This is a genomic window from Geminocystis sp. CENA526 (genome assembly GCF_050753365.1).
Classification (GTDB): Bacteria; Cyanobacteriota; Cyanobacteriia; order Cyanobacteriales; family Cyanobacteriaceae; genus Geminocystis.
The window spans coordinates 1-16,326 of sequence record NZ_JBLZFY010000044.1 but is presented as its reverse complement, the minus strand read 5'-3'; the positions used below and the strand labels follow the sequence as shown (position 1 = coordinate 16,326).

Sequence of the window (16,326 nt, the reverse complement as noted above, 5' to 3'; positions counted from 1 at the left end):
TACATATAATCAAGATACTGAAGATTTAGGAGGTTTATCTTTTAAAATTAAATTCTTGCATACCACAAAATGTTAACTATTAATAACTATTTAATATTTTTTCTAGTGTAAGTTACAATCACATTAATAGACATCCATCATAATTTATACAATAAGTTAAAACTCTGTGTGGGTTGAATATTATATTATTAAACCCCTACGAAAAAATTGATAAAAACTCGATCGAACTTGAATATTTTTACCCCTATGAAAAAATCATCATTTATCCCCAGAAATATAGTTGCTACCATGTCGGTTTTAGCGATAAGTATATCGGGATGTAGTCAAGAAAAAACAGAAGCCCCAACTCCTCAACCTATCCCTGTTAGTTTAACTACTTTACAAAGTGGACAACTCATTAACAGTACTGAATATGTTGGTACACTAGAAGCGGTGACAAGGGTTAGTTTAGCCCCCGAAATTAATGGTAGAATTAGAAGTATTGTGGTACAAGAGGGCGAATTTGTTACCCAAGGGCAATTAATCGCTGAATTAGAGCCGACTCAACAAGAAGAAGAAGTATTTGCCGCTTCTGCTAATGTACAAAGTCAAATCGCTGCTTACAATCAAGCTCAATCAGAGTTGAGACAAAGGGAAGGAGAAAGAGATAGCACTTCTTCCCAAGTTGCAGGGTTAAGGGCAGATGTTAGTCGTGCCGAAGCTAACTTAAAATCCACCCTCGCTGATTTACAAAGAGCCTCCGCCGATTTAGAATTAGCTCAAGTTAATTTCGATCGATCTAAGTTTTTAGTGGATTCTGGAGTATTGCCAACCCAAGATTTAGACGACAAAACCAGAGACTTAAGTAGTGCTAAAGCTACCGTAACCGCCAGAGAAGAAGCAGTACAGGGCGCTCGATCGCAAGTTCAAACCACCAAAGAATCCCTTAACTCCGCTTTGAGTAACTTAAAAGTAGCTGACGCAAGAATACAAGGAGCAAAATCTAACGTCGATAGGGCAAGGGCAAATATTGATCAATCCAGAGGAAACAAAGGTAGTATTGAACAAAACTTGATTTTTAACCGTATAGTAGCCCCTGTGACTGGTATTGTCGGTGATTTTAATGCCAAAAAAGTCGGGGATTATTTACGTCAAGGAGAAGCATTAACCACTATTACCAACAACGATAAATTTCTCCTTAATATTAATGTACCTATTGAAAACCTCCCTCGTTTAAAAATTGGTCTTCCTGTACAGATACTAGGAGACAACAATACACCTGTTGCATCTGGGAGTGTCAGTTTTATTTCCCCTTTAACCGAACAAAATAATCAATCCGTCACCGTTAAAATTAGTTTTGAAAATGATGGTAGTTTCAAAGATGAAAAATATGTGCGTGCTCGTTTAATTTGGGATACCAAGCCCGGTATTTTAATTCCCACTAATGTAGTTAGTAGTTTAGGAGGGCAAAAATTCGTTTTCGTGGCACAAAAAGGAGATAACGAAGCCCTCACCGCTAAACAAATTCCCATTACCATTGGCGGTATTCAAGGGCAAGAATATCAGGTATTGTCGGGGGTTAATCCGGGCGATCGAATTGTCACCTCTCGTATTTTAGACTTAAGAAACAATACCCCTATTAGCGAAGCTGAATTAACCTCTAGCACTCAATAAACATCTCCAGAAATTATAATTTTATCACCGTAGAACAGGCATCTTGCCTGTATTTTTGCAGATGTCTAATGATAGACTAGAGGATGATGAAATTTGATAGAGGTAGGCAACACTTCGACTGTCGCTCAGTGCGAGTAGGCAAAAGGCAACAGATAAGCATAGACAAAATCTCAAAACCTTGATTTTTCATTACTTTACCTATTACCCATTACCCATTACCTATTACTTATTACCTCCCCTCATCAAAATACTATGAGACAACCGCTACTATCTACCTCCCCTAAATACCTAATTTTTCAAGCACTGGAAGACGATTTGTATAAAATTCCTTGGCAATATCTTTAATATGAGCGATATTTTCTTGAGGAGTTTCTAACACTTTATTCTCCTTAATTAATTTTTTGCCTTGACTTGAAAATAATTGCCAGACAAAATTAACTCCGTCTTCCCCTTGGGATTTAGCAAATAATAACAACTGTTCGATCGAGGAAACAGATACACCAGTACCAATTAAAGGGGAAGCTAAAAAATTCATTTCATCACTGACAAAAGCCTTTTCGATAACCGCAATATTAAACCCATTAGTAAACTGTTGTCTTTGTTGACAAGTTTCCTCATCTACCGCAGGATGTACATAACCAATGCCTGTTAAGACAATTAAGGCTTGATAAAGGTTGTTAATGGGTGTGGAATTAAGGCGAGGATTGTCATGTAACTCTTTCATGGTTAAAGAAGATTCCGCCAAAAGTTCACATATCGGCGTATAAATTTCCTTTTGTAAAGTGACATTGCCCACAATAAAAGTATGATCTAACTTAACAGCATTAAGAGGCACAATCAGAGCATAACGGATATTTTCGATAACTTTAATGTGTTGAGGAGGAGTCATGGATAATTGCCCTCTTGCAAAAATATCTCGGCGAAACTGAGTATTCAGGAAAAAATCTCGCACCACTTCTCGATAGGTAGCATCTTTGATTTGTTTGAGTTGTTGTTGTGCCGTTTCACTCAAGTTAAGTATATCAACATAATCGATGACTTGAGCCGAACCGACAAAATTAAGTTTTGCTTCCTCTAATTCTTGGGCAACTTGATCAAAATAAAAAGAGTTCCATTCTTCATTAAAATATTCATGGGCGAGATAATGGCGATTTTGTTGTTTTAGGTTTTCATAACGAGATTTGAGGGCGGGATTTTGTGTAAAATAACCTGCATTAGCTTCCAATAATTGCCCCGTAAAGTTAAGGGCGTTTTCGATACTTTCTAAAATTGGCTCAGAAGAATGCTGACGATAACGAATCATTAAACCTTGCATGGGCATTGCCGTAGCCCATCCGGGGAGGGCATTATAGGAAATATAAACTAATCCTCCTACTTTCAGCTTTTTACGAATAAAATTAACAATGGCTTGACGATTTTCGGCAGTTATCCAACTGTAAATACCATGTAAAACGATAAAATCAAATGAGGGTAAATCTTGCTCAATAAATTCACTAAAGCTATCATCAAAAAAATGAACGTTTTGACTTCCTGCGGATTGGGCTAATTTCTGGGCTTCGTGAATATGATTAGGATTGAAGTCATTGGCGTAAAATTGTGCATGGGGATAACAACTGGCGAGGAGATTGGTGGTGTAACCCCTACCACAGGCTAATTCACAGTAATTAAAAGATTCTTCTAAATCAGGGGGATGGATGGATTTTATGGCGGTTGCGAGGGATAATTTGAGGGGGCTTAATTCTCCATAGAAACCATAAGTATAGTTAATTTCTGCAACGTAGCCTTCATTCCAAACCATAATTTTCTTTATTTGTTAACTGATCAACGTAAATTTTATCATTTTCGATCGAACTTAAACAGAAATGATATGGACGTTACGCACTTATACCAAAAATCAAGGATTGAGATTCCTTCGCTACGCTCGGAATGACAGAATATCGTTATTGGTGCGTAAGTCTTAGATTATAAGCTAGTTTGCATTGAAGTTTACTGGTGATGATAGGGAAAAGGGAAGAGGGAAGAGTTAAGAGTTTCAGTCATTTTCACAAATTAATAAAAAATGTAAGTTAAATGCGTCTTAGCTTATTATATCTGGTGGGCAATGCCCACCCTACCATTATTTGGCTTCGAGTTTGGCAAGACGGCTTTGTAAGTCTTGGTTTTCCTCTTTCAGTTTGTCAATAGCTTGTTGTAAGTCTTTGATTGTCTTGTCTTTGCCCATTTTTCCTCGCAGTTGATTAATGGCTTCTTCGGCACGTCTTTTGACTCTACCATCGGGGGTGGTATCCGCTAAATTTGTTAACGCTGAGATAGCTTGAGCGTCTTCTATTTGCCCTAAACCGCTTATTAATGCCATTTGAGTCAAAAAGAAGGTTTCTGACACCATAGAGTCAAATTTTTCGAGGATAAAGGTTAGTTTATCAGGTTTTTGCCCTTTGGCGATCGAACCTAAGCAACGGATAGCGGTAAGGCGAAGGGGTTGGGGAGTGCCTAAAGTGGTGTATTGAGCGATGATGTCAACGGCTTTCTCATTGGTTTTTAAATGGCTTAACCCTGTAATGGCGCTCGATCGAATTACCTCATTCCAACCGCTTTTTTCTGCTAAAATCTGTTCGAGTAGGGTGATAACTTCGGGTTGTTTATCCTCAAGGCTACCAGTGGTTAACTTGCCCAATCCATTAATCGCACTAGACTCTACATAATAACTAGCATCACCATTAATGACGATATTTTTTAAGGCGTTGTAACTGGCTTCGTTTTTGTGGTGGGTTAAGGCTTCCACTATTGCCTTTCTCACTTTGGGATTGCTGTCGTTAATATTAGCAATTAAGGCTTCCATTGCCTGATTTAGCTTGATTTTGCCTAATTGTTTCGCTATTTCGACTTTTACTCCCCAAAATGTTTCGTTTTCTAAGGCTTCTCTTAATACCTTCACCGCTTCAAGGTTGCCTTTTTTTCCTATGGCAATGGCACTATAAACACGGGAAATGACATCTCGATCGTATTTTAATTGATTTTTTAATTCGGTAAATCCGTATTCTAATTTAACGGTTTTAAGATGATAATTTCCCACATCAAAAGAGATAAAATCGGGCTTTTGAGTTAAAGGAAAATAAAATACTTGCTCAGGTTTATCTAGTTTAAGAGATAATAGTTTTAATTCGGGGTTTTCTTCTTCTTTAATATAACCAAAAGCGAAGGGTATTTTTAAGTTAAATAAGTCCTTAAATTTGCCGTTTTCTTCTTTAGCTTGAGTTTGCTTAATGGTTACTGAGGCTAAATTTGCTTCACTATCCCAACTATAATTAATTTTAAAATCAGGATGTCCTCCTCTAAAAACATATTGATCAAAAAGTGGACTTAAATTATAGCCCGTTGCTTTTTCGATCGCTCGTAATAAATCAATAGTTTCTACAGTTTTATGGGCATTATCGTTAACAAAAGTATGGATAAATTTATCGAATAATTCCTCTCCTAAAATACCCCTAATCATGTGATAAACACAAGCGCCTTTTTCGTACAAATGTCGATCGTACAATTCAATGGCTTCTCTGTAAACATTAGTAACTATAGGACGGCGATAACGGGAGGAGTCTTCTTGTAAGTAATTTCTTGCCTCTCCTAGTAGATAATATGCCCCTTCGTCTTCACTATATTCATGTTCAGTCCATAACACTTCTGCGTAGGAAGCGGCGCCTTCTTTAATCCATGCGTGACTCCAATGTTTAATTACTACTAAATCTCCAAACCATTGATGCGCCAATTCATGGGCAACTAAACTTTCGGTATTGCGATTATCTAAGGAGGCTTTTTCGTCTAAGAGACATCGATCGGTTAAAATCGTGGTGGAAGTATTCTCCATGCCTCCGAAAATAAAATCATCGACACACACTTGGGCATATTTAGAATAGGGGTAAAGATAGCCGTATTTTTGACTGAAAAATTCAATCATTTTTGGGGTTTTCCCCATGCTAATTGTCGCTTCGGTTTCTTTGCCTTTTTCCACATAATAAATAACAGGGGTTTCTTGCCATTTATCCTCAATTTGGGCAAATTTACCTACTGCTAACGTCATTAAATAGGTAGGGTGAACTTGCGGTTGTAACCAATAGTAAACTTTTTTATCCCCTAATTCTTCTACTTTAAATAACTCTCCATTGGAGATAGCAATATAATCTGATGGTACTTTAACTATTATCTCCGATGTTGCCAACTGCCCCGGATAATCGAAACAAGGAAACCAATATCTGGAGTCTTCATCTTCTCCCTGAGTCCAAACTTGGCTTGGTTTGCTAGGATAATATTCATCAGGCGCAATAAAATATAGTCCCCGTTGCGGTTTTTCTTTGCTATACTCGATCGAAATCTTTAAATCTTCTTGGGTGGTGGGTTGCAAAAGATTAATAGTAATAGCCTCCCCGTCATAGTCGAAGGGTTGACTCACGTTGTCAATCAATACAGATTTGATGGTTAAATCCACCGCATCGAGGGTGAGTTGAGTAATATTACTTCTGACGGGAGTTAAGATAATAGTACAAATACCCTGAAAACTTTGTTGAGGAATATCTAAATCTAAATCAAGGGCGATGTGTTGAACTTGTCCGTATCGATGGGGGTTATAATGAGGTTTCGCCCCGGGTAACTCAAAACTTTTCTTTTCTTCAGCGTCAAAATAATAATGACTCATAATTTCAATTAATGGCAATTAAATATATATCAAAATATCCTAGCAAAATAAGGTGAGCTTTTTGTGTTTAAGCTAGTTTGCATTCAAGTTTACTGATGATGCTAAAGAAAAGGGATGAGTTAAGATTTTCGGTTATTTTCAAAAATTAAGAGAAAATGTAAGTTAAATGCCTCTTAGCTTAGGATTTGCTGAAAAAGGTTTCAAATCTACCAACGAATTAAATGCAATAAACGGAATTACTTGACTCGTTATTTGTATAATGCAGAGAATATGTAACAAAAGAGACGAAATGACATGAAAAAGAAAAGATAAACTATAAAAACTAACTCGATCGAACCTATATATGATAACTCAGGATAATAGTATTACTAAAATTTTACTTCCCAACCTATTGGATTTAGTAGAAAAAGAGTCAATTCCCTTAGAAATTGCCATACAAATTTTAGAATTAGGGAGTTTTGAGGAAAAATGGGTTATCTCGAAAGTATTAGTTAAACAGGGAGAAAATGCCATTCAACCCTTGAAAAAAATTATTCTTAATGAAAATGCTGACACAGAAACCCGTTGGTATGGTTTAAAAATCCTCAGTCAAATTAAACATCCTGAAATTATCTTAATTGTTACGGAGTTATTAAGTAAAACTCAAGAAGAAGACTTAATTATTCTTGCGACTGAAACTCTAGCCAGTCAAGGTAAAAAATCTATTAGTTTTCTCTCGGAGTTGATGACAAAATCAGATTATCGTCTTTTAGCCACGAAGGCTTTAACTCAAATTCCTAGTTTAGATGTTATTCCCCCGTTGTTATCATTGCTTAATGATGAAGATAGCACGATTCGAGCCATGGTAATGGCTTCTTTGCGCAATTTTGACACTCCTGAAATCATCTCAGCCATGATTAACGCCCTGAAAGATTATAATTCATCGGTGAGAAAAGAAGCAGTTATCGGTTTAGGATTGAAACTCAAATCTAGTCAGGATGAAGACTTAATCGAAGTCATTACCCCATTATTAGATGATATAAATTTATCAGTGGCGCAACAGGCGGTTATGGCGTTAAGTCGTTGCCAGTCTCCTCATGCAGTAAAGGCTTTAGATAAGGTATTTCATTCATGGCAAACACCAGATGTATTGAAAGTTGCCATTATTAAGGCTTTGGCTTGGATTGCCACTACCTACAGCATACAATGTTTAGGAAAAGCGATATATAGTACAGATATAGCAACAACTTTAGAAATAATTAATGTTTTAGGAAGGTTAACGAAACCTAGCGTTAAATATCAAGCCGTTGTGATTCTCACCAGTTTTTATTATACTCAATCCCCTAACTTAACTAATCCAGACATTTTACAGGCTCTTTGCTATAGTTTAAAACAACTCAGTTCGATCGAATGTATTTCTGTTTTAAAAGAGATAGTTACCCATCATAATTTACAAGTGAGTTTGTATGCAGAATCGGCGTTAACACAAATAAATAGGGTTTGCTGAATAACCAAGAAAACTATTAAAATCAATGGTTTAGAGAAACGACATTACTGAAAAAGTACTCAGTTTTAGCAATTTTTTCTAAAAAAATGAGCATTTTTACCTTAATTTTATTTCAAACTTTTTTGTATAAATTTATCTATACAAAATCTCAAAACCGTGATTTTTCATTACTTTACCTATTACCCATTACCGATTACCTCCCTTCATCACAATAGTTTTTCAGCACCCCCTAAATATTTTTGCACCACACTCCACCCCGTTAAACCTACCAATAAAAGAGAGAAAAATAAGGCAATATTAACTCTAACATGAAGAAGTCTTGCCCAAGGTTTTGTGGGATGTATGTTTGTTGAACTCCAAGCAGATATTAAGGCTAAACAGACAATGACTAAACCTGCCACTAAATGCCATGAATGCCCTAAACTACCATAGTGTCCGATCGTACCTATTAACCCGATCGATAATAACAATAAAATCAACGTTACCATAAGAATACCGATCGATCGATGAAAAGGTCTTAACCATTTTTTGGGGGGGGTTTTATCCTTACGAATTTTGAATAAAAAAGTACCAGACAACCCTAAAGTAAGATAACACACGATCGTCAATCCCATAGACCAAGCGGCGATTTTCCATAACCACAAAAAAGAGGGCAAATTCATAATAAGAATATGTTGCAAAAATATTTTACTACCGTAGAACAGGCATCTTGCCTGTTTTTCTCCGAGATGTCTAATGGAGATAGTTGTGAACCATTATACTATGGACTTTTGCAAAAATAAGGAAAACAAAAGCTAAACACTACAAAGCAATGAAAAATAAGTAGGTAATCAAAATTAAATGTTAAAATTTACACAGAATGATAAACTTAAAAGGAGTATAAAACATTGGAACGTCAAGCAACCGCCAGTATATCGAATTTGATAGCAGGAATTTTAGCCGCCTTATTAGTATTTGTCGGCTTTAACTCATTTATTATCATAAACCCCGGACAAGCTGGAGTTTTAAGCATATTAGGGAAAGCTCAAGACGGGGCATTATTAGAAGGTATCCATTTTAAACCGCCCCTTGTTTCTAACGTTGATGTTTACGATGTCACCGTACAGAAATTTGAAGTACCTGCACAAAGTTCCACCAAAGATTTACAAGACTTAACCGCTAGTTTTGCCATTAACTTTCGTCTTGATCCTTTAAAAGTGGTAGAAATTAGAAGAACTCAAGGTACATTGCAAAATATTGTAGCAAAAATCATCGCTCCTCAAACCCAAGAATCTTTTAAAGTTGCGGCGGCGAAACGCACTGTTGAAGAAGCTATTACAAAACGTACGGAATTAAAAGATGATTTCGACAACGCCCTCAATTCTCGTTTAGACAAATATGGTATTATTGTATTGGATACCAGTGTCGTGGATTTGACTTTTTCTCCCGAATTTGCTAGGGCAGTGGAAGAAAAACAAATCGCTGAACAACGAGCGCAACGAGCTGTATATATTGCCCAAGAAGCCGAGCAACAAGCACAAGCAGACATCAACCGTGCTAAGGGTAAAGCCGAAGCTCAAAGATTACTTGCTGAAACTTTAAATGCTCAAGGTGGTGTCTTAGTATTACAAAAAGAAGCGATCGAGGCATGGAGAGAAGGAGGAGCGCAAATGCCAAAAGTGTTAATTAGTAGTGGTAGTAGTGGAAATGGAAATATTCCCTTTATTTTTAATATGAGTGATTTAGAGAAATAAATTTATATCCCTTTTTCATTTCTATTTTTGAAGCCGAAGAAGGCTTCTTTTTTTACTCAATTCCTAATTCTCCTTTTAATTCCTCGATCGATTGTGGTTTAATGGTTTTTGTGATAGACTCCTCTATAGCGGAAAATAATCTACGAGCATACCTCAGTTCGAGATAAGATTTAGACTAAATCGCTCGAATCATTAGAAGATTTGATTAAAAATTATCATAAATTGATTTTTGATAGCTATTTACTAAATTTAATGAAGATTTGAAAGCATTTTCTTCCCCCTCTTCCCCCTCTTATCTTCATCATTTTATATCGAACTCAGGTGATCGAGGTTGTGGGAGTTCGATCGCGTAGCACCACTTTTAGCGATCGAGTTTTAGAGGGTGTGATCGAGTTTTGAGAGATTGCTTCGTTACCTCGCAATGACAGGATAAGGGAGTTTGATCGAGTTTTGAGAGATTGCTTCGTTACCTCGCAATGACAGGATAAGGGAGTTTGATCGAGTTTTGAGAGATTGCTTCGTGCCTTGCAATGACAATTAGTAGAGAGGGCACTCAATCGCTCCGGTAATGGGATCGAAAATATGAGCGTCATCTAGGCTAAATGTTATCCTCAGACGATCGAGTTGTGGTAAGTTTCGAGCGAATTTTTCCATAGGTAACTGTAGATTAATATTGATGTCTGAATCCACAATCACGGCACTGATTAAGACTTCTTTTCCTAAAGGTTCAATGACTTCCACTTGCACTAAAATATCATTATCTGATACATTATCATCGTTGATAAAGGCTTGAATATGCTCAGGGCGAATCCCTAAATCCCAACCTTGCCCATTACGAGGAGAAATTTTTTTCTGCCAAAGAGGAGTCAAACTTAAAGATTGTCGTTCATTAATCCACAATGCCCCATCATGGTAGGTAACGGGAATAATATTCATGGCTGGTGTGCCTAAAAAAGTGGCTACCATACGATTCACTGGATGATGATAAATTTCGGCTGGTGTGCCTATTTGTTGTATTTTACCTTTGTCTAACACCACAATTCGATCGCCCAGAGTCATGGCTTCCACTTGATCATGAGTTACATAAATAGTGGTAATACCTACTTTTTGATGAAGTTTTTTTAATTCTGTCCGTGTTTGATCTCGTAATTGAGCATCCAAATTCGATAAAGGCTCATCTAATAAAAATACTTGCGGTTGTCGAATAATTGCTCTACCTAATGCTACTCTTTGTTGTTGCCCTCCTGACAAATCCTTGGGTTTACGGTGCAATAAATGGTTAATATCAAGGATTCCAGACACAAATTCCACTTTTTCATTAATAATAGATTTGTTTACCCCTCGCATTTTTAAGCCAAAACCCAAATTTTGAGCAACGTTAAGATGAGGATATAGGGCATAATTTTGAAAAACCATTGCCACATTTCTTTCTCTGGCGGGGATGTTATTCATTAAACCACCGTCAAAATATAATTTACCTTCGGTAATGGTTTCTAAACCTGCGATCGATCTTAGTATAGTCGATTTACCGCAACCAGAAGGACCTACTAATACCCAAAATTCTCCATCGGGTACTTGAAATGTAATATCTGAAATAACTTTTGTTTGCTTAAAACTACGGGTGATATTTTCTAGGGTAACAGTAGCCATTTTAAACTGACACTAAGGGGAACATGATCTAGTTTAAGATTTAATGAAGTTCGATCGAGCAAATTAACCATAATTTTTAAGTAATCTCTTACAATCTGAGAATTTCTCTACCGTTAGACATAACTACTAAATTCACTTGTAAAGGACCTGATGTATTGGTATCATTAGCAGAAATGGCAATAATTTCATCAACGGTTTCATCAGATAATTGTAATTGCTGAAGAAAATTAATCAAAGATAAGATTTTACCATCTCCAATGACGATTCTACCTAATATCCCTTCTCTCCTCGCTCGAAATTCGGTGACAGCAATTAAAAAATCTAGTTTCTGTTGTAATTCTGTACTTTGAAAATCTTTAGGATCGATCGAAATAGAAGCAATAGTATCATTTTTAGCGTAAACTCTCTGATTAGGAGTAACATCCGCAAAAATTCTCACATTTTCTTCACCTTGCACATAATTACTAGCGGAAAAAATCCTCACCAAATATTCTCCGGGGGGAGATAATTGTTGTTTCATTTGTTCTACTTGTGCTTTGGTAATTTGTACAAATCTTTGATGAGGAGATTGATTGCCGTAGCCTAAAATTAACATTACTCCTCGATTTGCTTCGTTTAAAATACCGTCTATTAATTCTTCTAAATTGGTATCTTTATCAGTTTTAACTAGCGTAACCGTCAAAACTTGCCCTTTAACTACGGCAATAGGTCTTTCTCTCAAATCCTGATAAGTTTGATAATATTGTTCTAAAATCTCCACCTCTCGGCGATAAAATCCTAATTCCCTTTCTAAAAAGGATAATTCTTCCTCTTTATTTCTTAAAATTTGATCTTTTTCTGAGATACTTTTATCTAAAGTAGCAATTTGTTCATCTCTTCCTTTTATCTCTAATTCTAATTGATTTTGTCTGTTTTTTAGTTCTTGTAAACTTAATTTTTGTTCTTCTAAAACTTTTTGTTGTGTCTCTAAAATTTCTCTTTGTTCCTCAATTTGTAATTGATTATCTTTTAACTCTTGATCTCTTTTTGCGATCGAAATCTCTAACTTTTCTCGCTGTTGTTGAATTTCCTCTTTTTCCGCTAAAAGAACCGTTTTTTCAGCAATAATTTTTCCGACTTCTTCTTTTAATTTATCACTTTGGGAAGAAATACTTTTTAATTGAGTTTGAGTTTTGCTTAATTCCTTTCCTGTTTTTGTCAATAATTCTCTGGCAGAATTTTGTCTTTTTTGAGCCTCGCTTAATTCCCGTTCAACTCTTTCTTTTTCCGCTTCTACCGTCTCTAATTGCTGAGTAATTTCACGTCTTCTTTTCAGAATTTCATCTAACTCAAAAACTCCCTGTCTTAAAGAACTACTAAATGTAAATAAAATCAATAAAGTGGAGGCAGAAATTAAAATTCCAGTACCAATAGTGATTACAATGGCAGTTTGTTTGGGGCGTAATTGAAATAATCTCAATCTAGCTTTTCCTATTTTACTACCAATTCGATCGCCTAATGCTGCAATTAAACCACCCAATACTAAAATAGCGATTACAAGAATATAGGCACTTGTCATTAATTTATCGAGTTATTAACTCCTCACAGATTTTGTTATACACCTATTCCTAGTTTAACGAAAATGGGAAATGAAGAAATAACTCCCCCATTAAATTCATTTTTTAGTAATCCTAGTCGTGGTGAGAAACAAACAAATCAATTACGAAAATTTCTATTAGAAGAAACTCATCAAGACGGCGTGATAGTTATGGTTTCTCATCAGGTTAACATTACGGCAATCAGCGATATTTTCCCTCGCTCTGGTGAGGGAGTGGTGTTACACATTGAGCAAAACAAGAATAAAATTGAAGTATTAGGAATAATATTTCCTTAGACCTCCTAATTGTCAATGAAAAATATGTACTGCTAACCAAACACAATCATTAGAAGTAATGAGGACTTGGTGGGGAATCATACCTGGAATAAAAAGATAATCTCCAGTCTTTAACTTCACAATATCATCATTAATTTTTAACTCGGCTTCTCCCTTAATCAATATCACCCATTCGTCTTGTTCCTGACAATAAACCTTATTATCGGGGCAATCGCTACTAACAATTCTCTCAATGACAACGTTACGGAGGTTAAGCAGTTCAGAGAAATATTCTCCCTCAATTAGAGAAGGAATATTATCAAATAAATTTTCAGGATTAATCATAAACTATTCTGGTGAAATTACCTTGTTTATTTACTTCCCAGTCCTCTCCATTGATGGTCAGTTTATGTATATTATTTCCTATATAAACTTCTAGTAACTCAACTATTTCCTCAGAAGACAACTCGGTAGATTTAATTTCTTTTATGGCATCATTAACAAAATTTAGTTCTACCCCCATAATTGCTTCTGTTAAATTATCATAAACAGGTCTATCTGGATCATCAGTAAGCCAAACTACATATTGACCTTTCCATAAATATATTAGTTCATAACCTGCTCCTGCTCCGGGCGCTCCACTATCCCAATATACAGAATAGACAACTTCTCCTTGTTCTTGCATCAATTCTTCTTCATCCTGTTCAGAGATGTCGGTATAATCTTCTATCATAGGTATTAAACTTTATTAGACTCATATTTTTTATTCTCTTTTCAAGGATAACACAGAAACACTCAAATGGAATTAGCACAAAACATCACCCTCGTTATCGCTATATTGAGGATACGATCGATGTTAAAGCTACAAAAGTGAAAAGCAAACGGATTAAACCAGAGAAAAAAGGTAAAGGCTTTGCTTAACCTTATAATAAGGATTAATTCGATCGAACCGTAATAAATAATTGTGTAGACAAAAATCGACCGATAATGAAAATGCCCTCAAATCCAGTAAATTCGTGTTATCCCTCGATATATTGCTGTGTAAGGGTTTCAGCGATTTGGAGTTGACAAAAAAGGCGATTACAAGTTATAATTTTGGTATCGTTCGCAAACTGCTTCTGGAATTATTATCAGATAAGCGTTCTAAAGACGGCTCTCTCCCTTTATGGGGGAAACTAATTGAATGGAAACGTAATTGTTGATATGAAGTTGAGTCGCCATGTTGACCTCTCCCTTTATGGGGGAAACTAATTGAATGGAAACTAAGCTGTTGATAGTTACTGCCGATACTTGATGATTGTTCTCTCCCTTAGTGGTAAAACCTAATTGAAGGTATTAATAAAGCAATAAAGCATAGTGGTTGTATCGATCACGAAGTGGCGCTGCTCGATCGCTATGGTTTTGCTTTGACAATAATTCGTAAGAAAAAAGCCCTAAAATAGAGACAGAGTTAGGGTAAATTTTGATGAGCAGATATTCTAAAGATTGGAGAGAAATATCGATCGAAGTCAAGGAAAAAGCAGAGTGGAAGTGTGCGAAATGTGGTGCAGATTTTAAGGAGAAATCAAGAAGGGGAAAGTGTCTGCAAGTACATCACTGGAATCGCATACCCGAAGATAATAGAGCCGAGAATTTGGTAGCCTTATGCAATAGCTGTCATTTGCAATATCATCGGGGAAGAAAAGGTAATATTTCGATCGATCAATTATCTCTTAATCTATGATTACTCTTACTAGGCATTAAAAATAAAAAAATCCTCAGCAATAAAGATATTAACTGAGGACATGGTAATTTATAATCAGTGATGTAATAGATTAGGAATCACTGGATAATCTGTTAATAAAGTGTTGAAGTTCTTTGATGGTTTCTTTATATGCTATATCGCCGTGATTATGTACTATATCACCATGACTTTTATCACCCTGATTGTATGTAATTATGTCACCAGTATAATCTCTGGAGGCAAAGCCACCAGCAAAATGAGCGCCTTGTAATGTAAGGGTATTTTCTTTTTCTGCCATTACCTCAATTATCTTAATTAAATTATTATTTTGTTGCTGATTAAATTTTAATTGTTCTTCTAAAAATTTGATCTGATTATCAATTATCGAGCGGTATAATTGCCAAAAAGATGATTCTATTTCTTCTTTATTACGAGATGTTTTAATTCCTATCATCATTATCTGATCACTTTGTTTAATTGACTCAACTAATAAATTATGATCATTTTCTGATTTTAAATGATTGAAAGAATTTAAAAAGGCACTCCAATTAATCCCCTCATCAAAAATTAAATCAACAGATTCCATAAATCGCTCCTTTATCAAAAAAATTCTTATTAAATAACTATCAGTGACATTTTTTAAATTTATGCAGTAACTTATTATATTTTACAATAATTACCATAAGGATATAGCATTTCTCATAATTATGAGGTACAGTAACAGCAATGAGTGAACCAGTTATGTATATCCAATTGTCTTACTTGTTTCATTGCAGTTGCAATCGCCTCTACCAAATCATTATAATTTCTAGGCTTAAGTTTTCGGATATAACTTTTAACTTTCGACCAAAAATTCTCAATGGGTGAAAAATCAGGAGAATATGGCGATAAATACACCAATGATGCCCCCACTTTTTCTATTTCCTCTCTGATTGTTTCCCCTAAATGAATTTTGGCATTATCCATCACGACACAAGCTCCCGCCCATAAGTTCGGAACTAAATCTCTAACTACAAAAGCCTCAAAAGTTAATCCATCTACAGAACCATAAATATTTCTCGATGCTACTACGTTCCTTAAAGATATTGCCGTGACTATAGAAATATTTCGACCTCTTTTCTGGGGTTTTTCTCCTCTAACTTTGTCTCCTTTTTTTGCTCTGCCATAAAGACGAAGCATTGCTAAATTACTTCCCGATTCGTCCACAAAAACTAAGTTTTCTTCCTTTATTTCTCTGACTTTATCCCAATATTCGCATCTTTTTTCCTGAACGGCATCACTATGTTTTTCTGTAGCGTAGAGCGTTTTTTTTAAGAGTGTAGTCAAATTTACGATTGATTCTGTCAATAGTCGAAGTACTGAGTTTAACACCAGTTTTTTGCTCAAATAATTCAGCCAATTCCCACAGAGTAGCATCATTATTTGTGTCAATAATTTCCAACAATAATACAGTTTGTTCAGAATTTATTTTTGGTGGTCTTCCGCCAGAATATCGAGGTTTGAGTTCTCCTGTTTCTTTGTATCGCTTGAGTATTTTTTGAA

13 protein-coding genes and 1 pseudogene are annotated in these 16,326 nt (G+C 35.7%); 5 read left to right on the top strand and 9 right to left on the bottom strand.

Going from position 1 to position 16,326, the window contains the following annotated elements; all coding sequences use genetic code 11:
- Positions 1 to 246: 246 nt before the first annotated feature.
- The gene (locus ACN4EE_RS12740) at positions 247 to 1,653 is read left to right on the top strand and encodes an efflux RND transporter periplasmic adaptor subunit (RefSeq protein WP_431706832.1); all 1,407 of its coding nucleotides are present in this window, start codon (positions 247 to 249) and stop codon (positions 1,651 to 1,653) included.
- 280 nt (positions 1,654 to 1,933) lie between these two features.
- Here the strand turns inward: ACN4EE_RS12740 and ACN4EE_RS12735 are convergent, their stop codons facing one another.
- Both ACN4EE_RS12735 and ACN4EE_RS12730 read right to left on the bottom strand, forming a co-directional pair.
- Complete coding sequence (locus ACN4EE_RS12735) at positions 1,934 to 3,451, bottom strand: class I SAM-dependent methyltransferase (RefSeq protein ID WP_431706831.1); 1,518 nt, start codon at positions 3,449 to 3,451, stop codon at positions 1,934 to 1,936.
- A gap of 318 nt (positions 3,452 to 3,769) precedes the next feature.
- Positions 3,770 to 6,340, bottom strand: coding sequence for a M1 family aminopeptidase (locus tag ACN4EE_RS12730; protein WP_431706830.1), 2,571 nt, complete (start codon positions 6,338 to 6,340; stop codon positions 3,770 to 3,772).
- A gap of 343 nt (positions 6,341 to 6,683) precedes the next feature.
- On the opposite strand from ACN4EE_RS12730, the gene ACN4EE_RS12725 reads away from it, so the two are divergent.
- A complete protein-coding gene (locus ACN4EE_RS12725; protein WP_431706829.1) occupies positions 6,684 to 7,826 on the top strand; it encodes a HEAT repeat domain-containing protein in 1,143 nt (380 codons plus the stop codon).
- A 206-nt stretch (positions 7,827 to 8,032) separates the two neighbouring features.
- Here the strand turns inward: ACN4EE_RS12725 and ACN4EE_RS12720 are convergent, their stop codons facing one another.
- Entirely contained in the window at positions 8,033 to 8,488 is a 456-nt protein-coding gene (locus ACN4EE_RS12720; RefSeq protein WP_431706828.1) for a DUF4079 domain-containing protein, read from the bottom strand.
- Positions 8,489 to 8,713: 225 nt separating this feature from the next.
- On the opposite strand from ACN4EE_RS12720, the gene ACN4EE_RS12715 reads away from it, so the two are divergent.
- Positions 8,714 to 9,559, top strand: a complete 846-nt coding sequence (locus tag ACN4EE_RS12715) for a prohibitin family protein (protein ID WP_431706827.1) — start codon at positions 8,714 to 8,716, stop codon at positions 9,557 to 9,559.
- 537 nt (positions 9,560 to 10,096) lie between these two features.
- On the opposite strand, the gene ACN4EE_RS12710 is transcribed toward ACN4EE_RS12715, so the two are convergent.
- Positions 10,097 to 11,209, bottom strand: coding sequence for an ABC transporter ATP-binding protein (locus tag ACN4EE_RS12710; RefSeq protein ID WP_431706826.1), 1,113 nt, complete (start codon positions 11,207 to 11,209; stop codon positions 10,097 to 10,099).
- Between the two features lie 88 nt (positions 11,210 to 11,297).
- Positions 11,298 to 12,767: a DUF3084 domain-containing protein gene (locus ACN4EE_RS12705; protein ID WP_431706825.1), complete on the bottom strand. Its 1,470-nt coding sequence runs from the start codon at positions 12,765 to 12,767 to the stop codon at positions 11,298 to 11,300.
- Positions 12,768 to 12,830: 63 nt separating this feature from the next.
- Here ACN4EE_RS12705 and ACN4EE_RS12700 point away from each other — a divergent pair, with 63 nt between their 5' ends.
- Positions 12,831 to 13,082, top strand: coding sequence for a hypothetical protein (locus ACN4EE_RS12700; RefSeq protein WP_431706824.1), 252 nt, complete (start codon positions 12,831 to 12,833; stop codon positions 13,080 to 13,082).
- A gap of 12 nt (positions 13,083 to 13,094) precedes the next feature.
- Here the strand turns inward: ACN4EE_RS12700 and ACN4EE_RS12695 are convergent, their stop codons facing one another.
- Together ACN4EE_RS12695 and ACN4EE_RS12690 are read right to left on the bottom strand one after the other, a co-directional pair.
- Positions 13,095 to 13,406, bottom strand: a complete 312-nt coding sequence (locus ACN4EE_RS12695; RefSeq protein WP_431706823.1) for a cupin domain-containing protein — start codon at positions 13,404 to 13,406, stop codon at positions 13,095 to 13,097.
- Entirely contained in the window at positions 13,399 to 13,794 is a 396-nt protein-coding gene (locus ACN4EE_RS12690; protein ID WP_431706822.1) for a hypothetical protein, read from the bottom strand. Before ACN4EE_RS12690 ends, ACN4EE_RS12695 begins: the two co-directional genes overlap by 8 nt.
- A gap of 732 nt (positions 13,795 to 14,526) precedes the next feature.
- On the opposite strand from ACN4EE_RS12690, the gene ACN4EE_RS12685 reads away from it, so the two are divergent.
- Entirely contained in the window at positions 14,527 to 14,784 is a 258-nt protein-coding gene (locus ACN4EE_RS12685) for an HNH endonuclease (RefSeq protein WP_431706821.1), read from the top strand.
- A 91-nt stretch (positions 14,785 to 14,875) separates the two neighbouring features.
- Here ACN4EE_RS12685 and ACN4EE_RS12680 read toward each other — a convergent pair whose 3' ends face one another.
- Positions 14,876 to 15,370 (bottom strand): hypothetical protein, encoded by a 495-nt coding sequence (locus tag ACN4EE_RS12680; protein ID WP_431706820.1) that lies wholly within the window; start codon positions 15,368 to 15,370, stop codon positions 14,876 to 14,878.
- A 119-nt stretch (positions 15,371 to 15,489) separates the two neighbouring features.
- A pseudogene (locus ACN4EE_RS12675) lies at positions 15,490 to 16,326 on the bottom strand (IS630 family transposase); the annotation flags it as partial.